This window comes from Fibrella forsythiae, from assembly GCF_017353175.1.
In the GTDB taxonomy this organism is placed as follows: Bacteria; Bacteroidota; Bacteroidia; order Cytophagales; family Spirosomataceae; genus Fibrella; species Fibrella forsythiae.
In genome coordinates this window covers 52,170-73,116 of record NZ_JAFMYW010000012.1, presented here as the reverse complement: position 1 = coordinate 73,116, position 20,947 = coordinate 52,170, and the positions used below count along the sequence as shown (strand labels likewise).

The following is a 20,947-nucleotide window of genomic DNA, read 5'->3' as shown; positions in this document are numbered from 1 at the left end:
GTGAAGCGGAAAGCGGTCAGCGGTTGGTGAACCCGTCAGGTGCTGCAACCTGGTTTGATCCGCAGGCTATCAGGTGGGTCAAGCAGGATAAGCGCAAGTAGTTCGGCCAGAAGAGTTGCCCTATGAGCCGATGCATCATCGTGGCGGGTAACCGAACAGGTGTATTCCCGAACACGCCTGTGTAGTATGGCGTGAAGCCGATTGATGCCAAAAAAGAGAGCAGATAAACGTCGTTTTTCATAACGGAGCAGCAACCCGGAAGCAGACGAACTGAAGTGAGCATCCGCTCCGGTTGATGGGGGTAAAATTGCCCGATTTCAGTCGGCACGCGTTAGCTCATTTTCGGCATTCTGTTGCTCGTTTTCGCCATTTACCTGCTCCCAGGTACGTCAATAGCCTACACAGGCTCGAGTTGAGCCCGTATAGGCTATTGATTATACAGATTAGTGACTTATTGATTAGCGTCTGTCCGGCTGGACGTGGGAATCATAGGCTGAGGCTGTGACGCCGAATTTATCCTGGAAAACCCGGCTGAAATAAGACAGACTCTCGAAACCCACCTGATAGGCTACCTCCGAAACGCTCTCTCCTTGCCGCAACCGCTCGGCGGCCACGTCGAGTCGGATGGTACGAATGTATTCCACGGCCGTCTGCCCCGTCAGTGCTTTTAGTTTGCGCACCAGCTGACTCTGGCTCATGTTCATCTGCTGGCTGAAGGGCTCCACACCAAAGCCGCTATCAGCTAGCTGGCTCATCACCAACGCCCGTGCTTTGCGTAAAAAGGCTTCTTCTTTCGCCGAGTGCATGGGTACGTTGGGTACGTTGTTTACTACATCCAGCTTACCGGTATAGTATTGCTGCAACCGGGCCTGTTTCTGCATCAGATTGCGCACGCGGACTTCCAGCTCGGCCTGGTTGAAGGGCTTGGTCAGGTAATCATCAGCACCTACCTCGAGCCCCTCGATCCGGTCTTCTACGGTTGCTTTGGCTGTCAGCATGATGACGGGGATGTGACTGGTAGTTTCCTGATTTTTGAGCAGCCGACAGAAGCCCAGACCATCGAGCCGGGGCATCATCAGATCGCAGATAATGATAGTAGGCAGGGAGGCGGTTGCCTGTTCCAGCCCATCCTGCCCGTCGCGGGCTTCGATAATGTGATAGTCCGCCTGAAAAACGCTGCGTACGTACGCCCGGATATCGGCGTTGTCATCGATGATCAGTAGCACATTCTCCGTGGCCGGAGCTGGCAAGGACGTACCACTCAGTGCTGTCTGGGTACGTTGTAAGGACAGAACTGGCTCGTCGCTCTCAATGTATGTCTCGCCAGGCATCTGCTCATGGAGGCTAACCACTGGCAGACAAACGGTAAACGTAGTACCAACGCCTTCTGTACTGGCAACAGTAATCTTACCGCCTAATACCTTCACCAGTTCATTGACCAACGACAGCCCGATACCCGTGCCTTCGTACATTCGGCTGGCTTTACTGTCGACCTGATAGAAACGCTCAAATACGCTGGCCAGATTAGCCGGGGCAATGCCAATGCCGGTATCGGCTACCGTAATAACGACCTCCTGGTTTTCGCCCGGGAAAGGGTAATCGATACGTAGGTGCACCTGTTGGCCGGCGGGCGTAAACTTGAAGGCGTTCGAAAGCAGATTCGTAACTATTTTTTCAATCTTGTCCCGGTCGAAACTGGCCCAGAAATGGGTAGGCGGCTGCGTAAAGGAAAATTCTATCTGACGAGTTTGAGCCAGCGAACTAAACGAACTGGCCAACGTACGGAAGAAAACCGCCATATCGCCCGGTTGCGGTTCGGCTTTGAGTTGGTTGGCCTCCAGTTTGCTCAGATCCAGCAGCTGATTGATCAGACTTAAAAGCCGATTACTATTTTGCTCCATCAGCGTCACGACCGGCTCGGTCAACATAACCACTTTTTCGGTCAGGAATCGTCGTTTCAAATCCGTAAGGGGGCCTAAAATCAAGGTCAGCGGAGTGCGGAATTCATGGGAAATGTTGGTAAAAAACTGCGTTTTCAAGGTGTCAAGCTCCGCCAGTCGGCTGGCCTCTTTCTGCTCAAAGCGTACCTGCTGCTGAAGTAACCACCGTTGTTTCTGGAATTTATAGGCTTGCCAGCCAAGTAACACCAGGATACAGCCATAAAGCACGTACGCCCACCAGGTTCGGTAAAAAGGCGGATGAATCCGTATAATTAATGGGACGGATCTGCTCCAGACGTCACCATTGGCCGACCCTTCAACCTCAAAGGTATACGTACCACTGGGTAGCTGCGCGTAGTTGGCGAATCGGTTAGTGCCCGCTTCTACCCAATCCTGATCGATTCCACTCAGCCGGAAGCGGAACTGGTTTTTGGTTGAGTTAGCATAATCCATGAGGGCAAACTCGAGCGTCACCAGGTTTTGGGTGTGCGACAGATCGAGTCGAGTCGTCTGCTCGATGCTTTGGGGTAACATACCCTCGGCATCCCCCACGGCAAGGGCTTCATTGTTGATTTTAAGCCCGATTACATGAACCAGCGGTGCGGAGCCCGACGTAAGCGTTACGACGTCTTTGGGTCTAAAGGAGGTCAACCCGTTTACGCCCCCGAAGAGCAGTTCGCCCGATGCGGTTGTAAGAAATGAACCCGTATTGAATTCGTCGTCCTGAAGCCCGTCGGCTTTTGTATACTTACGAAACGTGAAAGTTCGGGGATTAAACTGCGCCAGGCCCCGATTAGTACTCATCCAGAGACGCTTAAACTCATCCGTCAGAATGCCATAAACGACTTTGTTGGGTAGGCCCTGGGCTTCGGTGAAGTGCCGGAACTGGCCCGTCTGCTTGTTGAGCCGCTCCAGCCCTCCTCCTTTGGTGCTGACCCACAAATAGTTTTGGGGCTGATCTGGATCATCGATGGTACTCGACACAAAATCGTTGCTCAGGCTTCCTGATTGAGCCACATCATTTCTGTAGAGTGAAAAAGCAGGCGTTGTCTGCGGGTGATCGACCCGGATAAGACCGCTCTGCGTACCAATCCAGCCCGTACCGGTCCCGTCGAAATACAGGGAGTAGGTTTCTACTTCGGCAGCCTGCCTTGGCAGCAAATGCTGGTAGGAAAACTGCGTAAATGTCTCGGTAGCAGGATCAAACCGGAGAAGTTTGCCGTTCATGGCTCCGATCCACAGGTGTCCGGTTCTGTCTTCCCGGGTTTGATTGCCATACAGGCCAAAAGCAGTACCGGCCGGAAGCGGGTAAGTTTTCAGACGCTGCCAGCTCTCCGAAAACTTAACCAACTGATGCGAAGCCACATTGGGCTGAGCGCTATTCATGGAAGCCCAGAAAAACCCCTGGCGATCCTGCATGAAATAAAGTGCCTTGTCATGCCGACCGATCTTGTCATTACCTCGAAACGGTATCTTAAACCGCCGGTTGCCGGAGCGGTCTAATTGCCCATAGTCGAACTGATCCCGAACATACGTCTGGCCTTGTCTATCCTCAAACAAGTAAGAGAGTGAACTACTGGGCAGGTACGTCCTGAACTGCTTGATACGTGGACTGAACCGGCGCAGGCCATAGCCTCCCGTGCCCACCCAGATATTACCAGTTTTGTCGATCAGCAGTTTAGAGACGGCAAACACATTCGGGGGCATCACAGCAAATGCATTGCGAGCCGATAGGCTACCCTGTGCGTAAAGTTGGGCAGGCGACATGAGCCACAAGTAGTCGGGGGTAGCCACGGCAATTGTCTGGTCATCCAGTGCGGCCAGATACACATTGTAGTTTTTGATGGGCGGCAAGGCAATCACCCTGCGTTTAGCCCCCTGCCAGCCAACGAGCGTATCGGAACTGAAGCCAAACCAGTAATCAGACCGGGTAGTCTTGGGGGAGGGATGAACCAGGGAAGCCATGCCGCTAAATGCAGCGATCTGGCTAATCCCGCTGGGCTGTTTCCAATTAAGCGCAAACAGTCCTTTGGCCGCACTAACCATCGCTTGGCCATCGGCCAGAAAAACAATATGCGAGGGAGCGTTGCGGGCGTCGGAACCAAACAGCGGAAATAAAAACCGGCTGAACTGGACCTGTCCGGTTGCATTAGCCTGAGTGGGGAAGCCGGTTTTTAGCGAGTCAGATAGCGTGATTTTAACGAGTTTATTCTGGCTGGTCCCTGCCCAGATATTTCCTTCAGGGTCTTCGTTTAGTGAGACGATCTCATTATTGCCAGAGGCGGGCGAAGCCGGATCACTCATATCGATGTGATAGAACCGCTGCGTTCGGTCATCATACAAGTTTAGCCCCCGGGTCAGCGTACCCACCCATAATCGACCGTTGTGATCCACCAATAAGGTCGAACAGGTATTGGCCGACAAACTGTACTCATTGTAAGCAGTATGCGTGAAAACCGTGAAATTATAGCCGTCGTACCGATTTAAGCCATCTTTGGTAGCTGCCCATATAAAGCCCTTATGATCCTGTTTCAGATCATAAATCATGCCTTGCGATAAGCCGTCAGATATAGTGAGTTCCTGCCAGCCTTTAAACTGGGCGAAAATTGACGATGGCCAGAGACAGACGAACAGGCAAAAAAGACGCATTCAACTTATTTTTATCCGAAAACCTACGTAAAATCGTGCCAATCTAGTTTATTCTCTAGATTAAGTAGGTCTTACCTGGCGCGGAAGCGTTGGAAGCAGGCTGCTTCCCAGCAGCAGGTAAACCAGAGTCCAGACCACCGTTGACGAAGGAGAAAGCAAATACACGAAGACTCCTTCTTTTGCCGTTCTCTTTGAGAACGAGCAGGGTTACGTACCACACCGCTTCTAGCAGTCGGAGGCCGGTATGCCCACCATCATCAGCTTGTTTAAAGAGGCAGGCATTGAGGCTCAGTCTGAGAAGGAACCGAATACCAAGCAGCTTATAGACAAGCAGCTCACCATCGAGATGGGCGAACGGGCCTACAATGACCGATAGGTGGGTAATGAGCGTACGCTCAAACAGGCCGTCGTTTTTCAGGCCAGTTAAGGCAGGCTGCGGCGGGTAGTCGGGCCAGTGGCCAACAGGCGGGGGGCGTAACGCCGAATCAGAAACGAGCCCGCCATCGCTGTTACCAGCGTTGCCAGCAGCACCAGGGGCCAAAATTGACCCACTGGCAGGTCTCGGGTAAGGGTTTCCGACCAGAAGGCTGCGAACAGACCCACCACTGACCAACTCATGAAGTAGTAGTGCCAGTAGATCCAGCTGTTGATCCGGCTCCGGAGCAGGGCCGGGACCATACCGCCCGTTAGGCAGAGCAAACCCAGGACCGCTAGCCAGTGAAAGGGACCAAAGCGGCCAAACAGGTGATAGATCAGCAGAGCGGTCAGATTCAGCAGCATACTGGTTAGGTGGACGTACCCGGCCCGCTTGTGGAAACGGCCCCTTTTGGGTCTTAGCAGCACAGTGCTGCCGCTGACCAGGGCCACCAAGGCTGCCAGCAGGTGAACCAGTCCGGTGGTGGAATGAAACATAGGCGTGGGTGATTGAATGTGTTCAGGTCCCAAACCTAAAGCGGGCCAGTGGACCAGGCATCTTCTTTTGGACTAACATATCGGAGGAGGACCTATGTTGGATGCATGCATACCTACCAATAAATAATCGCTTCGCTAACGTACTGACACGCAAAGCACTGTATAGTTTTATGCGTTTTAGGACTAGTTTAACTACTTTTTCCACTGGTATACCAACACTATCGGCAAGCTTCTTGATCATACTTCTTAAGAGTTTTAGTGGCAACCCAATAATCACCCTTAGTCCATTAGCCAGCGACTAAGCACTACTTGGTTGCACAATCAGACTTATGAGCATTCAGTTAAACTTCCTCATTGTCAGTTCGTGCCCTGAGCCTTGGGGCGGCAGTGAGGAGTTGTGGGCGCAGGCGGCTATTCAACTCCGGCAGGCGAATCATCAGGTCCATGTGGCCAAAACCAACGTTGATCACCGTCATCCACGCATTAAAGCCTTGGTAGCGGCAGGGTGCACGTTGACCGACCTGCACCAGCTTCCGCCGTTGCTGATGCGTTTACGCAACCGTCTGCTGCCCGTTCGGTGGCAAGCTCACGCCCAGCAACGTGGGCAACAACTTCTGATGCAGGTGCTCAAATCTTTTCGGCCTGACTTGACGCTGGTAGCTCAGGGCAATAATTTCGATGGTGTAGGTTTTGCCGATGTGTGCCGTCGGAGTGGGTACGTCTACGCGCTGGTAGCTCAGAAAGCAGTTCATTTCTTGTTTCCTTACGACTGGGAGAGGCCCCGTATTCAGGCCGTCTATGCAGCGGCGCAAATATGCTTTTTCGTTTCCCGCCATAATCTGGAATTAACTCAGCAGCAAATTGGCCGGGAGCTTCCGCAGGCGATAGTGGTCTGGAATCCAGTTAACAGCCTTTTACTGAGCGCGTTTAATTCCCCCGAATTACCATTGTCTGCTTCTTTGCATCCCATCCGGCTTGCCTGCGTAGCCCGGCTTGATTTGTTTGACAAAGGGCAGGACTTGTTGTTGACCGTGCTGGCTCGCCCTAAGTGGCGGAGTCGCCCTATTCAGCTTACGCTTTACGGGAAGGGACCACACCAGCAGGGAATCCTGGAGTTAATACAATTATTGCGCCTCAATGGCCGGGTGGAACTAGGTGGCTACGCAGCCGATCCCTTGACTATCTGGAAAACTCACCAAGCCTTAATTCTGCCTTCCCGTAGTGAAGGACTGCCTCTGGCGCTGATTGAGGCCATGCTGTGCGGGCGTCCGGCGATTGCCACCGACGCTGGGGGAGTTGCCGAGTTGCTGGTAGATAACGTGACCGGTTTTCTAGCGGCTGGCGCCACAGCCGACGCCATTGACCAGGCACTGGAGCGCGCCTGGAATCGGCGAGCCGAGTGGGGGCTCATCGGACAGGCGGCCGCCCGGCACGTACGAGCCACAGTGCCTGCCGATGCCGCTGTCCTCTTTAGTACTCAACTGATTGAACTGGCCCATTGCGCCGTAACCGACAACACTGTGATTGTATGACTGAACCGTTAGTGTCAATTATTATCCCTACCTATAATCGTAGCCACCTGATTGAGAAAGCCATTCGTAGCGTACAGGCGCAGCGCTACACCAACTGGCAGCTTATCATTATTGACGATGGCTCAACTGACGATACGCGGGCACGGCTATCCAGCTACAACTGCCTCGAATTTTATACTCAGCCTAATCAGGGGCAGGCCGCAGCCCGCAACCGGGGCCTTGAGTTTTGCCGGGGTGAATTCATTACCTCCCTTGATTCCGACGATGAATGGCATCCTGCTTTTTTGTTCGACGGTGTGGCCATGCTTCGTAAGCATCAGTTGGATTTTGTGTTTATGAACTGGGTGACCAGCAAAAGCGAAGATGGCTATACCTCTTACTTCGCCCAGCACCGCAAACGCTACTGCACCCAACTGGATGCCAATTGGTGGTTACTCAACCCAAAGCAAAACCGGCGGCTGTTTGTGGAAACCTGCCCGTCGCCTTCCTCCTCCCTGATTATACGCCGCCAGTCGTTCCCCAATGGCTGGAACCCACAGATGCGCATTGCCGATGACTGGTGTATGATGCTGGATATGGTGATGACCCAGGATTGTTATTCCGCTTTCTCACCGCATCACTACTGGACCAAACACATCGGTAGCGACAACATCTGGGATTGTCGGGACAGTACGCTTGTGATTCCAGACGTGGGATTTCACGACGAACGGGTACTGATGCAGCGATTCAGACACTTGCTTACGGCCCGTGAGCGGCGCATTTTTCGGCGGCGCATGGCCATTCACCATTTCCACTTTGCGTATTTTAGCTGGCGGCAGGCGGTTGCTTCTTCGGCCACTGTCTGCCGCCACTTGGCCACCGCTTTCGGCTTATCGCCTACGGCCGTCAGTCAGATTGTGCTGACCTGGAGCCACGAGCACATGCAAAAGCGTTGGCAACGGTTTAGCCTGGTCAGGAGGCCCGTGGTCGAAAAAAGTGACCTTTTAGCTCCCTTACATTCCGAAACAAAGCCGCAAAATGACCGCCAAACAGCAGAAGATGAACCAGTAATACAATTCCATCCAGCGCATACTGGCTCAGTTGAGTCAGCAGCAGAGCCAGAGGATAAAAAGTAATGTAATACTCATTCAGCAGGATGCGCTGATGAGGAGTCAGTACCTGTGGACGTTGCGCCCAGCAACGCCAGCGTAATCCTTCCAGCAGTACATAGACGCCCAGCGATAGCCACAGAAGTGGCAGATTCAATAAAGCAAACATGACACCCAGACAAGCTACTTCAACCGGAAAAAATACCCACAGCCCCAGTCGGCGGGCGGGATAAGCCCCGACGTGGGTAACAAACGTACGGATTCCCGCCTGCCGGTCAGCGCCCTCATCGCTCAGTTGATGCCAGAGAATGTTGCGAATACCGCAGGTCAGCGACCAGCCACCAACAGCCCACCAGAACGGTAGCGATGGCGTATAGCCAGACCAGTAGCCTACCAGCCCAACGGTGAAAAGTTGGGGACACAGGTGCGCGCCGGTGGCGTCTGCCAATATGCCCCAGAACGCTTTCTCTTTTAACCGGGCTGGGGGCAGTGAATAGAGCGAGTAAACAATCCAGGCGAGCCCATACCATAGGCCAACGGGGGGGGATAATATCCAGAAGTAGGCGCTAAGCAGCAGGCCCGTTAGCAGGCAAAGCCCCAGGATCAGAGCCGCAAACTGCGGTGAACGGCCTGCCAGCCGGTTGGGTTTACCCGCAGCTAGATCAACCGCCCGGTCGGTCCAGTCGTTGAGCAGGCTAACATAAACGGCCCCCACGGTTAACCCCAGCAACTGGAGCAGGAAGACAGGCAGTAATGGCCAGAGAGGAATGGCGCTCAGGCTGGCTGTAGCGTAGGCCGTGGCCAACAGCGGCGAAAATTTGTGGCCCCACCACTCGCTGGCGCGAACAAACGTTTTCAACTGGCGAACAAACCGGCGCAGCGTCGGCGAAACAGGCAGGGAAGACATAAAGGACAAAACGAATGATAAGGCGAAAGCAACGAAATAACGAACAACCAACCACCGGCCCTGAAATTATTTATTCGGCGAACTCGCCTCTGCAAACCCCCGGCCGGTTTTTGCGTGACATCCGCGACGATGGGCGTGTGGTTTATCACGTAGGAAGGCAACTGTTTATTCGCCAGCTAACAGTGCAGATGCGGCAGAATTTGCTGGGTTATGTCTGGATGTTACTGCCTCCGGTGGTGACGGGACTGGTCTGGATTTATTTAGGGAAAACGCGAATCTTCGGTGGCGTAAACCCGGCCATTCCTTACCCTGTTTATGTCTTGACCGGCCTGTTCTTCTGGCAGAGTTTTGTCGAGGCGTTGAGCTGCCCACTGCAACAGTTGCAACAGGCCCGCCCCACCATTGCCAAGGTGCGTGTGCCGCACGAGGCCTTTGTGGTAGCAGGGTTAGGCACGGTGGTGTTCAATACCTTAATTCGATTGCTGCTGCTGGGGATGGTGCTGGCCTTTTTTCAGATACCCTTACACCTCACCCTGATGCTGGTGCCCTTGGGCATAGGCTTGCTGATTGTGTTTGGCCTGGGCCTGGGCTATCTGCTGGCCCCCGCCGGACTGCTCTACGCCGATATTGCCAGTGCGCTACCGGTAGTGCTTAACCTTTGGTTTCTGATCACTCCCGTAGTCTACGAACCGCCCGCCTCAGTCGCTTGGCTGATTGCCTGGAATCCCGTCACGCCCCTGCTCACCACCACCCGAAACTGGCTGCTAACGGGTACGTTAGTTCCAACGCCGGGTTTCATCGTGGTTACCGCTGGGGCCTGTCTGCTGCTGCTGCTAAGCTGGCTACTTTATCGACTGGCCCGGCCCCACCTGATCGTTCGTTTATAAGCGCAGTTGTTTCGCTTAGCAATGAAGCTGTCTGCATTTCGTGGGCGCCTTGGTCTATAGCCGGAAATGAGTAGTGTATAAACACGAATCTACTCTTCGCCTATCCGGCCACAAACGTTACTAACAGATCTAAGCGCTCTAAATCTTTATCGGCAATGCCGACTCTGACTTTTTGCCAACGACCGTCAAAGGTCGTTGGCCCTATCTTAAAACAGCTTCGACACGTTATGTCGCCTATTCTGCATGCAGACAGCACCTATTCTTTCGGTTGATCAGCTCGCCAAAAAATTCAGCACGTCATTTCGGCGGTCGCTTTGGTACGGCGTCAAAGACATCGCCCGTGACCTGAATCCGTCGGGGTTGCGTCATTCACAGACCGGCAATGACCTGCGAAAAACCGAATTCTGGGGATTGCAGGATGTTTCTTTCTCGCTGAACCGAGGCGAGTCTCTAGCCATTATCGGCGATAACGGCGCTGGTAAAAGTACCCTGCTCAAAGTCCTGAATGGGTTGATCAAACCCGACGTGGGGCAAGTCCGTATTCAAGGGCGGGTGGGGGCTCTGATCGAACTGGGCGTTGGGCTCGACCCCGTGCTGTCGGGGCGCGAAAACATTTTTGTGCGAGCGGCACTACTGGGTATGTCCCGTCGGCAGGTTGCCCCGTTGGTCGACCAGATTATTGACTTCACCGGGCTGGGAGAGGCCATTCATATGCCTGTACAATTTTACAGTTCGGGCATGACCGCCCGGCTAGCCTATGCGGTGGCTGCTCACCTGAACCCGGATTTATTGCTGGTCGACGAAGTGATGGCAGTAGGTGACCTGGACTTTCAGCGTAAATGTATCCGGCATATGCAACAATACCTGGCCGAGGGTGGGTCGATCATTTTGGTATCACACGTCCCGTACCACATTCAGGCTGTTTGTGGGCGGGGCCTGTTGCTGGAAAAAGGCCGCGTGCTTTTTGCCGGAACGGCTACCGAAACGCTGGACCGTTATTTCACCCGACAGCACGAGTCGGTAACCAGCCTAGTCGAACGGTCCTCAACACGTCTAGGCCCCGACCGGCCTGTGGTTATTGGTAGCCTAACAGTAAAAACGGCGCAGGGCACCGCCGCCAAATCAGGCGGCGACGTGTGCGTAACGCTGACCTGCGAATCGCTGACCTCGGTTGATAACGTGGGATGGTCCTTTTTCATCTGGACAAATGATGGGGCAACCTGCATTACGAGTGCCATCAATGAAGTTCCTCTCACCTTGAAAGCAGGTCGGAATGAGCTGGTTTGCCGTTTACCACGTTTGCCGCTTATGGCGGGTGGCTACCAGTTAAAAGCCGCTGTTTTCGAGATCGGGTCAATGCAAGTACTGGCTCATCTGGGCTGGGAAGATGCGCCGGAGCGACTGCTGGTAGAAGAAGATCAAGTCAGTACTATGAAAAATATGCAAGCCACAGTGCAGCAACTTATTACGCTCGATGTAGAATGGACGTTCGCCCGTTAACCGAACCTGAGGGACCTGCCCCCGAACAAATCGGCAAGGCCCTTGAGCGGGGCCTAACGTACCTGCAGAATCACCAGTATCCTAACGGCGAATTTTGTTGCTACATCGCCGCTGATAAACTAATGCAGGGTCCATGCGTACCCGATCATACGGTGTTGCCCACGGCGGCCATCGCCAGTGCGCTGCTGGCCTTAGCTGATCATCCTAAAGCCGTCGCCATTCTGACGCGTACAATCCCCTTTTTCGACTATCAGATGATGCGCGGCGGGGTAGTTAATTTTTTTGCCCTGCGCAACCCGCTGTTTCAGCTTAATCCACCTGACGCCGACAGTACTGCCTGCGTGGCGGCCTTTCTGGATGCTTGGGGCGTCATCTATCCACGCAACAGTGTCAGAGCCCTATTACTAGCTAATCAACGGGGCGGCGCGGGGATAGGCAATTGGTTTGTGCTACGGCCTCGCCTAATGCGGCAGCGGACTTACTGGCGAACTGGACTGCGCGCCCTAAAAGCACCGCTGGCCAGCTGGCGCTTCTGGCAGCAGCACGGTTACAGCCGAAACGACCGGGGCGGAGTCGCCAATGCCAATGTGCTGCATTACCTGTCCGTTGACGGATCTTCTCTGCATATTCTGGATTACTTAGTTGCGCTTGTCAGAAACCGGAAGGAAACCGATCGAGATCCCCGCTACCGAACGCCTATCACATTTTATTACGCACTGGGACGCTGCTACCGCGCCAATCCCACACCGTTTGAAGGGGTTCGCTCCCTAGTACTCGAACGCCTGATGACCTTCCGTCAACCTAACGGTGGTTTCGGAGAAAGTCTGTTGGAGACGGCTCAGGCGCTGAGCGCCCTGAGCGCCTGGGGGGGGAAGCCGGAAATAATCCGGCAAGCGGCTAATGTCCTGTTAGCTGGCCAGCAGTATTACGGAGAATGGCCTCGTGCACTTCACTTTTACGCGAGCCTTGGCAGCCCTCTAGGCTGGGGGTCTGAAGAACTAACGACGGGTTTTTGTTTAGAAGCAATTATGGCCTATCAGCGGTGGGAACAGCAAGAAATGGCTAACACCTAATACGACAATGACGAGTAAATTAAGCCAACTAGATGAGTCTATCGCGAGCGGAATTGCATACTTGGAGGAACACCAATATCCAAGCGGCGAATTTTGCTGCTACATCGCCGCTGACGAGCCAATGCAGGGGTGGTGCATCACAGATAGCACTGTCTTTGCTACCATGGTAGTAGCGTCCTGCTTATTACCTCTAACTGATCAGCCACTAGTGGATGGTATCGTGACCCGCGCTACAGACTACGTTACCAGCCAAATGCATCATGGTGGTGTGTGGCCTGTATTTTCTGAACGGCATCCCTGGCAGCATATAGTCCCTTACGATGCAGATAGTTTGGCCTATGCTTCCGCCTTGCTGACGGATAGAGGCTCAGGTGATCTTGTGATCAGTAGCACGCCCCTTCTGCTGGCCAACCGGAATGAGCAGGATCTGTTCTACACCTGGTTTGTTCTTCGCGCTCGCTGGCCTGCCAACCAAGCTTACTGGCAAGTGGCCATTAAGGAGCTGCGGCAGCCGATCACTAGCTTTTTGTTCTGGCGTGCCAATGAATGTACCCGCGCCGATATCGATTTGGGGATTAACATTAACGTACTGTACTATCTGGGCGATACCGTGCAGACACAGCCTCTCATCACCGCCTTAATTCAGATGATTGAAGAAGGGCGGGAAGGAGATTGCGACAAGTGGTACCGCAATCCTTATAACATCTATTATTTGTTGTCGCGTGCCTACAAGCGGGGCGTGACGAAGCTGGCTCCTGTGATTAGCCCCATTGTCACACGTCTTTTGTCCGTCGTGCAAGCAGATGGTCAAGTAGGCCGCTCTGTTTTAGACACGGCGTTCACGATCACAACGCTGCTCAATTTTGGCGTTGACCTTCCTCTGCTATCCCCGGCCGTTTCTTTCCTTTTAAGCAAGCAGAGTAAGACCGGCGAGTGGCCACGCTGGTTATTTTATTACGGTGGTCCCAAGTTATTACAGGGTTGGGGGTCCGAAGAGTTGACCACGGGCTTCTGTCTTGAAGCATTGGCGTTATACCGGCAGCACCAGTAAGTTGATATATGGGTATTTCGACAGAATCGTGCATAAAACAGCATAGAGGTCGCCATTCGTACGATTCTGTCGAAATACCCAATTTAGCCAGAGATCTGAATAACTACTTCGTTAGAGATTCAGATCAACTAGCCTGATGCCTGGTACTGGCGTAGCCCAAACTGATGCTGATCTATCCGTCATAGCCTGAACTTATGTAGTGCTGACAGATAATCTACTCAGAATCAGTCAAGGGCGATTTGATAATGGCCTACGAATGCGTGCCGCTCGAAGGACAGGATCCACAGATTCAGTTTGCCGTTTTTGTCGAGGTGCATGCTGGTGCCGTCGATACCCACTTTATGGCTGTCGAGCCAGTTGCCGTGCTGATCGAGCAGGAACGAATAGAATGGATTGGTGCGGACGGGGTGCTGCTGCTGGTAGTCGAACGTTTCGTAGAACGAGTGATTGCCCACGCCCATCGACATTTGCCAGCCGCTCTCATTGACCCGTTCGGGGGGCAGCACGGGTAAGTCGCTCGGGTTGAAACCGCCCACCACCAGGCGCGTTTGCAGACCCGGTTTCGTCGGGCTGGCGAACACCAGTTCCAGCTCGGTCAGGGGTTGTCTCGCCATCCCGATCGTCTGCCGACGAATCACCCGCTGGAGTTTCCCCAGTCGACCCAGTTCGGTTTTGCGCGGGTCGGCGGTGTTGTAATAGCCCGGTATCGAGAAGGTGGCGAAGGTAGTCGAGTCGGTCAGCAGGTCGTTGATAGAATTGACCTGTCGGGGGCAGATGATGTTCTTTCGTTTGCGCTCGCGTTCGCCCGTGAGCGGGTACATCGCCTCGTTTTGACTCTCGAATACGGCATCGGTCTCTGCCGTTACCTGCCGTAGGGTACCGAGGGCGATGGGTCTCGAGGGTGGATCGATCCAGTTTTCCATCCCCTCGCGGAAGGTGTCGAACGGAAGATTGTTCCGCGCTTCAAAGAGTCGGGCGTAGAGCGTGTGCGGAAAATCGAACCAGCCTTGCCAGTACAGTTTTTCCTTGCCGTCGGTGTCTTTAACGTAGACAAGCGCTTCCCACAAATAGGCGTTGAGGCAGTTCTGGGCCAGATCGACCCGCGTGATGGGCACACCCGACGTACCCGAAACCGTAAACTGCCCTGGCTTAAACTGGATCTGCTGCCGGTTCCACTCCTGATTGATCACCCCAATGTAGGTCAGGTACGCGTCCGACTTGATGGGCTCCGAGGCCGTTGGTATCCATTCTAGCAAGGGTACGTTGGGGAGGGTGATCGTGCAATAATCGGCCTCATGCGAACGCAGGGCGAAATCGAACTGATTATTTTGGCCTTCGTTAATGGTGACCGTGCTGAACAACTGCTGTTTAGCGCCCGAATGCCGCGATTCCAGATTCGGATTGTCGGGATATTGCGCGTCGGTCATCTCCGTGAGCGCAACCGAGTACCTTGTGGGATTCCAGAAGAACGCCAGCAAGCCCCCAATGAGGGCTATGCCGGCGATGATGATTCCATATTTTTTCATCGACATGAAGGTGTTATACTCGTGGTTATTGCCCAATCAGTCGGTTGGTCGAGAGTTCGCCACTCGGCAGGGGCCAAATGTAGTTGCTGGCCGTAGGCAAGACGGTCGGGGCCGTTCCGATTGATCCCACTTTGGCCGGTAGCGCCTGACCAGTTCGTTGTAGGTCGCCCAGTCGGAAGCCTTCGCCCACGAGTTCAATGCGCCGTTCCGTCAGAATGGTCGATAACAGCGCGTCTTTGGTACCGATTTCGGCAGGGGTGAAGACAGACGACGGGTTAGCCCGTTGCCGAACGGCCCGTAGCAGCGACGTACCCAGCGCGAGGTTACCCGTTTGAGCGGCCGCTTCGGCGTAGTTGAGCAACACCTCGGCGTACCGGATCACGGGTACGTAGTCGCGGAAGGGGGCGGTGGTGGTGGTGAATTTGCGCAGGATTTTCTGCTTCGCGGCATTGGTGCCGATCAGGCCGGCGCGGGCATCAGCGGTGGTATTCAGGGCCGGATGGGCCGAAATACCCGCCGTGGTCAGGAATAGAATGGGCTGGGTCACGTAGTTGAACGCCAGCGCACTCTGCGTGGGTGGCGTCTCGGTAGTGCTGTTGGCGAACGGAATGGTAAAGATGGCTTCGGGACCCACGTAACTCCCCCCGAATACCGTGGCGATGCTCGATTCCAGCCGGTGGGTCAACGTACCGGCCGTGTACTGGTAAGGAGCCGCGTCCGGGACGAGTTTGGCCGCTTCGATGACGACGTTTCGGAAATCATTCTGATGCAGATACACCCTCGTTTTCAGCGCAATCGCCGTGCTTTTCTTGGCCCGCGAGGCATTCAGCAGGGCGGTCGGGTAGCTGGTCGGCAAATCGCGCTCAGCTTCGTTCAGGTCGTTCAGGATTTGGCCATACACGTCGCCAACGCTGCTCCGGGCCAAATCGTTGTTGCCCGCCGTGGTGATGGCTGTCAGGCGGAGGGGCAGACCGGGCGCGTTTTTGTCGAGGTTATACGGTTTGGCGTAGGTCTGCACCAGGCTGAGGTAGGAAAGTGCCCGCACAAATTTCGCTTCGGCAACATACTGCCGGGCTACCGAATCCGGCACCAGGGTCGTACCGGCTAATCTACCCATCAGGATATTGGCCGCGTTGATGGCCGTGTACCCCGCCGACCAGACGTTGTTGATGTACTCGCTTGTAGACGCCACGTTCTGGTTCCAGATAGCCGAGCCAGTGGCCGCATTCCCATCATTCTGCCCGAATTCGTCGGCGCGTTGCTCATTGAAAATAATGAAGCGCCCGCCGTAGAACGTAGGGGCCTGTACCTGGCCGTACAGGTTATTGACCTGCGCCAGTAGCTTCCCCGACGTACTGTAGGCATCGGCTTCCGCAATCGCTGTCTGGGGGCGCGTGTCCAGCACCGAATCCTGACAGGAAAGCAGCGTGGTGGCCAGCAAAAGAAATGAACTAACTATATACCGGATTGTCATGATTGTCTTATGGTTTGGGAGCAATTAAAAACCAACGTTTAAGCCGAGCGTCAGGACCTGCGCGTTGGGCGGTACGTTCTGATCTTTACCGGAATTGATGGAGTTGCCATTGATAGACACCTCCGGGTCGGACCCCCGGTAGCGGGTGAGGGTGAATAGGTTACCGCCCTGCGCGTAGAGATAGGCCGACGACACCCGGCCGTTCAGAAACGTATTCTTGACCGGTACGTGATAGCCGAGTGAGAGCGTCCGCAGTTTAATGTACGAGCCGTCTTCCACCTTTGAGGTGGCCGCAAATGAGAACCCCGCCGACACGTTATCCCCGTAGTACAGCTTCTGAATCTCCGTTATCTGCCCCGGCGTGGTCCAGCGGTCTTTGATAAACTCCCCGTTGTTGAAATACCGCTGATCGCTGTTGGTGGCGCGGGTTCCGTTGTAAAGTTTATTGCCGCCCACGAAGGTCAGCAGCAGCGTCAAGTCGAAGTTTTTATATTGGAACGTGTTGTTGAACCCGCCAAAAATCGTGGGTAATGAAGGCCCCTGCATTACCCCATCCTGGTAATTATCAATGGCCGGGGCCGCGCTGCCGTCGGATACGTAGGTCCACCGGGGCGAGCCAACGTGATTGTACTGCACATCGCGACCGGCTGCGTTCGTGAACACCATCAGCCCGTTAGCCGGGTTGACTCCAACGCAGGGAACGGCAAAGATCGACCCGACGGAATAGCCCACACGGGTCATGTTCTGCACCCCGAATACCGACGGGACAAACACATCGTTGACCAGCGACGTAACCCGGTTCTTCAGCGTCGATACATTCAAGCTGCTGTTCCACTTGAAATCTTTGTAGTTCGTCACCAGCGCATTGACACCCAGCTCGATTCCCTCGTTGTACAGGCTCCCGACGTTGGCGTTGATGTAGTTGCCCGGCAACCCCGCCGACAGGGCCTGCGGTGCTTTCAAAATCAACCCATCGACCTGATTTCGGTAGTAATCGAACTCGACATTGATCCGGTTGGCCAGTAGCGACAAATTCAGCCCGACGTCCACTTTTCGGCTGGTTTCCCAGCGCAGATCGGGGTTGGCGGCCTGGGCATACGCCAGTGTCGGTACGCCCCCGTAAGTGTTCGAGACGTACGTACCCACCGCCGGATAATCGCCGATTTCGCTGTTGCCGACAACGCCGTAACTAGCCCGGATTTTCAGGTTGTCTACCCAGCGCGACAGCCCGGCGTTTTTATAGAAACCCTCTTCCGAAATGGCCCAGCCGACCGAGCCACCACCAAAGTTACCCCACTTGTTCCCATCGGCCAGGGCCGACAGTCCATCCCGGCGCAGGTTGACACTCAGCAAATAGCGTTTGCGGTAGTCGTAATTGACGTTACCGAAATACGACAGCAGCGCATTTTGCGAATACACATTACCATACGGGGAGATGTTTACATACCCACCCTGAAAATTCGTGTACGAGGGATCCGTAACGTTGCTTTGGGCGGCTCCCCAGCCGTCGGTCGTGGTTTTGATGACCTCCTGACCCAGCAACACCGACAGGTTGTGCCTTTCGTTGATCGTTTTCGTATACAGGAACGTATTGACCCAATCGGTGCGGTACAGTCGCGTCTCGGTGTTCCGGGCAATCCCGTTCGAGGAGGCCCCACCGCCGTGTACCGGGTTGAAGAACGACTTGTTGGTCACGCCGAGGTTATTCAGGCCGTAGCTCGTGCGGAAGGTCAGGTTGGGCAGCAGTTCCCACTCCCCGAATACGTTGCCGATGACCGTATTATTCTCCGAAGAATTCAAGTCGAGCGCCTGCACCATCGCCAAATTATAGGCATTGATGGTACCGACCGTACCCGGTACGTTGGCCCCGTAGCCAACCGAAATGCCGTTCTGAATGCTGTACGAGCCGTCTGGGCGATACACAGGTACGTTGGGCGGTAACACGTAGGTCATCCGGGCCAGTGGCTCATTGGTAATGTACTCCGTGTTGTACGACGAGGACGCCATCGAATTACTGGGAATGGCACCCGTATTCGTGCCCACGTTTTTACCGTTGCTGACCGTGATGTTCGCGCCGACCTTCACGGTTTTCCCCACCTGATGGTCAATGTTCAGCCGGGCCGCCATCCGCTCGAACGTATTGTTTTTAATGTATGCGTTCTGGTTGGTGTAGCCCGCCGAGAAGTAGTAGGTCGTGGCTTCGTTGCCGCCCGAAATGCTCAGGTTATGGTTGTGCGAGATGCCGGGCCGGAACGCCACGTCGTACCAGTTCGTGTTGATCAAGCTACCGTCCGGGTTGTAGCTGGGGAAGTAGCCCGCCGTTCGGCCCGCGTTGGTGAGTGCCTCGTTTTTAATCGTCATGTAGTCTTCAGCACTCAGTAGTTTGGGCAAATTGTAGGGCGTGCTGCGGCTCACCCAGGTGTCGTAGTTGACCTTCGGCTTGCCGGTGCGGCTTCCTTTTTTAGTCGTAATGACCATGACCCCGTTGGCGGCCCGCGAACCGTAGATGGCGGCCGCCGAGGCATCTTTCAGCACATCAATCGACTGAATATCATTGGGGTTGATGTCGGACAGCGGGTTGTTGCCGACCAGCCCGCCGATGGACCCGACGAATACCGTAACCCCATCCACGACGACGAGCGGAAACAGCCCCGAGGTGATGGTGTTGATGCCCCGCACGCGCATCACGGGCGTGTTGTTGAGGATGTTGCTCGGCTGAATGATGTCGATACCAGTGGCCTGCCCGCCCAGCAACTGATCGAAACTGACCGCCGGTCGATTACTCAACTGCTTCGCCGAAATACTCGAGACCGCCCCCGACGCTTCCGATTTTGGCTGCAACGTGTAGCCGCTGGAAATAACCACCTCCTGCAAGGCCGTCACGCTCTGCTTGAGCCGGATGGTCAGAAAGGCGGCTGATTGAACCGGTAACCCGACGGGTTCATAACCAATGGTATTAACCTGGATAACCACTGATTTGCGCGTATCGATTGGCAAGTCGAACTCCCCTTTTTGGTCGGTAACGGCAACCGTTTTTGTGTATTTGACCTTCACCGGTACACCACTCAACGGTGCGCCTGTTCGGTCATCCAGTATCGCTCCTTTTAGACCGGTCTGCGCCATAGCGGGAAGCGTGAACAGCATTGACAGGGCAATAAGAAGCTGAAGACCGAGGGTCTTCGGTAGATTTATGTTCATGAAATTGATCGAGTGAAAGGATTAGTAGAAACTTCTGCGTAGGCGGAGACGTACTGCTTCATCTGAACGATTAGTACAGTAACAACCCGGCAACTGGCAGAAAACAGGCGTTTCAGCCCCGTGGCGGGGGCGCTATCACCGCCAGCGCGCGGGTGAATAGCCCGGCAGGCGCGTCGGCAATGCGAACAACGACAAGCCAAGTGAGTAAGTGAGGGGTAAGCGTAAATCGACTGGTAAGGTGATATTCTTTCAGCAGCAGTTTCAGGAGCATTTCGGCTTTCTTTTGGGTATCATTTGGCGTATGCCTGCTGAGGGTCTGCTTGATAAACGAAAGCAGGTCCTGGTGCCACAACCCTGCTCCTCTGTCTTCCAGCCCGGCAATGTAGAGGGTATCTCCCCGGAATTCGACGCTTACCACGTCGTATACTTTGCCATGATAAGCAAACTCCTCCTGACTGGCTCGCTTTGCCAGTTCCTCTATCTGCCCTTTGCCTAGCACAACCTGAAACTCGACAATGCTATCCACGGACGAGTAAACCCTGAGACTTTGAGTCAGGTCGTGCTGCTCTTGCCACCATACCCCTACCGATACCCACACCGTTGCCAGCGCATGGCAAAACAATAGGGTCAGGAAGGTGATACTAAGTAGACGTTTCATGACTGGTAGACAGGTTCTGAGTAGAGATGTCAACTGGTACGCCAATGGCCAAACTAAACAGAAACGATAAAGAACCTGCCTTCGGCCAGGCGACATCAGGTGTGCTTGACTATGGCGTTAAGTACCCACAAGGGGTGCGAGTACCAGGCAAGTTATGTGTTTAACTTAAATAAATAGTAGTGGACTTGTAACACTATACTGGAGATTTGTCTCAGGCAGCCATCGGGGCGGTGTGAAAATAGGATTCTTGTTGACTGGGGGGCTGATACTTCAGGCCTGAATGTTTCCGCCGACGATTATACCGCAGCGGCGGACCGTCAGCCCCCGATATACTCAAAGGTGGCCAACCGGGCTACGCTCCGGAAAATCAGCATGGTTTACCAGTTCACTTTTGAACGTCTTGAAAAAGCTCCCGGCCAGGGCATTGCCCCAGCAGTTGCCTTTGCGGCTCATGCTCTGCACGACGGGCAAGCCCTTCAACTGATCCCGAAATGCAGTGCAAGCGTACTGGATGCCGCGATCCGACCGGGGCGCCGGAGCGAAGAAAGAGAC

Annotated in this window: 14 protein-coding genes and 1 pseudogene; 7 read left to right on the top strand and 8 right to left on the bottom strand. The window is 54.4% G+C overall.

The window, feature by feature from the left end; translation table 11 throughout:
- Nucleotides 1-16: 16 nt before the first annotated feature.
- Entirely contained in the window at nt 17-241 is a 225-nt protein-coding gene (locus J2I46_RS28555; RefSeq protein ID WP_207332521.1) for a hypothetical protein, read from the bottom strand.
- Nucleotides 242-458: 217 nt separating this feature from the next.
- A complete protein-coding gene (locus tag J2I46_RS28550) occupies nt 459-4,589 on the bottom strand; it encodes a hybrid sensor histidine kinase/response regulator transcription factor (protein WP_207332520.1) in 4,131 nt (1,376 codons plus the stop codon).
- Between the two features lie 244 nt (nt 4,590-4,833).
- Between J2I46_RS28550 and J2I46_RS33220 the strand changes: the two genes are divergently transcribed.
- Nucleotides 4,834-4,965: a hypothetical protein gene (locus J2I46_RS33220; RefSeq protein WP_262898065.1), complete on the top strand. Its 132-nt coding sequence runs from the start codon at nt 4,834-4,836 to the stop codon at nt 4,963-4,965.
- 47 nt (nt 4,966-5,012) lie between these two features.
- Here J2I46_RS33220 and J2I46_RS28545 read toward each other — a convergent pair whose 3' ends face one another.
- Nucleotides 5,013-5,501: a DUF2306 domain-containing protein gene (locus tag J2I46_RS28545; RefSeq protein WP_207332519.1), complete on the bottom strand. Its 489-nt coding sequence runs from the start codon at nt 5,499-5,501 to the stop codon at nt 5,013-5,015.
- Nucleotides 5,502-5,830: 329 nt separating this feature from the next.
- Between J2I46_RS28545 and J2I46_RS28540 the strand changes: the two genes are divergently transcribed.
- Nucleotides 5,831-7,033, top strand: a complete 1,203-nt coding sequence (locus J2I46_RS28540) for a glycosyltransferase family 4 protein (protein ID WP_207332518.1) — start codon at nt 5,831-5,833, stop codon at nt 7,031-7,033.
- Nucleotides 7,030-7,536 (top strand): annotated as a pseudogene (locus tag J2I46_RS32995) (glycosyltransferase family 2 protein); the annotation flags it as partial. The gene J2I46_RS28540 and the pseudogene J2I46_RS32995, both read left to right, overlap by 4 nt.
- A gap of 448 nt (nt 7,537-7,984) precedes the next feature.
- Here the strand turns inward: J2I46_RS32995 and J2I46_RS32990 are convergent.
- A complete protein-coding gene (locus J2I46_RS32990; protein ID WP_229380000.1) occupies nt 7,985-9,028 on the bottom strand; it encodes a UbiA family prenyltransferase in 1,044 nt (347 codons plus the stop codon).
- Between the two features lie 14 nt (nt 9,029-9,042).
- On the opposite strand from J2I46_RS32990, the gene J2I46_RS28530 reads away from it, so the two are divergent.
- The 4 genes from J2I46_RS28530 (at nt 9,043) to J2I46_RS28515 (ending at nt 13,539) form a co-directional block, all read left to right on the top strand.
- Complete coding sequence (locus J2I46_RS28530; protein WP_207332516.1) at nt 9,043-9,915, top strand: ABC transporter permease; 873 nt, start codon at nt 9,043-9,045, stop codon at nt 9,913-9,915.
- A 243-nt stretch (nt 9,916-10,158) separates the two neighbouring features.
- Nucleotides 10,159-11,415, top strand: coding sequence for an ABC transporter ATP-binding protein (locus tag J2I46_RS28525; RefSeq protein ID WP_207332515.1), 1,257 nt, complete (start codon nt 10,159-10,161; stop codon nt 11,413-11,415).
- Complete coding sequence (locus J2I46_RS28520) at nt 11,397-12,488, top strand: hypothetical protein (protein WP_207332514.1); 1,092 nt, start codon at nt 11,397-11,399, stop codon at nt 12,486-12,488. The genes J2I46_RS28525 and J2I46_RS28520 overlap by 19 nt, the downstream gene beginning before the upstream one ends.
- Before the next feature lie 7 nt (nt 12,489-12,495).
- Complete coding sequence (locus tag J2I46_RS28515) at nt 12,496-13,539, top strand: hypothetical protein (protein WP_207332513.1); 1,044 nt, start codon at nt 12,496-12,498, stop codon at nt 13,537-13,539.
- A gap of 224 nt (nt 13,540-13,763) precedes the next feature.
- Here the strand turns inward: J2I46_RS28515 and J2I46_RS28510 are convergent, their stop codons facing one another.
- The 4 genes from J2I46_RS28510 to J2I46_RS28495 form a co-directional block, all read right to left on the bottom strand.
- Nucleotides 13,764-15,065 (bottom strand): RNA-binding protein, encoded by a 1,302-nt coding sequence (locus J2I46_RS28510; RefSeq protein WP_207332512.1) that lies wholly within the window; start codon nt 15,063-15,065, stop codon nt 13,764-13,766.
- Between the two features lie 25 nt (nt 15,066-15,090).
- Nucleotides 15,091-16,539: a RagB/SusD family nutrient uptake outer membrane protein gene (locus J2I46_RS28505; protein WP_207332511.1), complete on the bottom strand. Its 1,449-nt coding sequence runs from the start codon at nt 16,537-16,539 to the stop codon at nt 15,091-15,093.
- A gap of 24 nt (nt 16,540-16,563) precedes the next feature.
- Nucleotides 16,564-19,737 carry a SusC/RagA family TonB-linked outer membrane protein gene (locus J2I46_RS28500; RefSeq protein WP_207332510.1) on the bottom strand — a complete coding sequence of 1,058 codons (3,174 nt, stop codon included), beginning with the start codon at nt 19,735-19,737 and terminating at the stop codon, nt 16,564-16,566.
- A gap of 112 nt (nt 19,738-19,849) precedes the next feature.
- Complete coding sequence (locus tag J2I46_RS28495) at nt 19,850-20,395, bottom strand: hypothetical protein (protein WP_207332509.1); 546 nt, start codon at nt 20,393-20,395, stop codon at nt 19,850-19,852.
- Between the last annotated feature and the right edge of the window lie 552 nt (nt 20,396-20,947).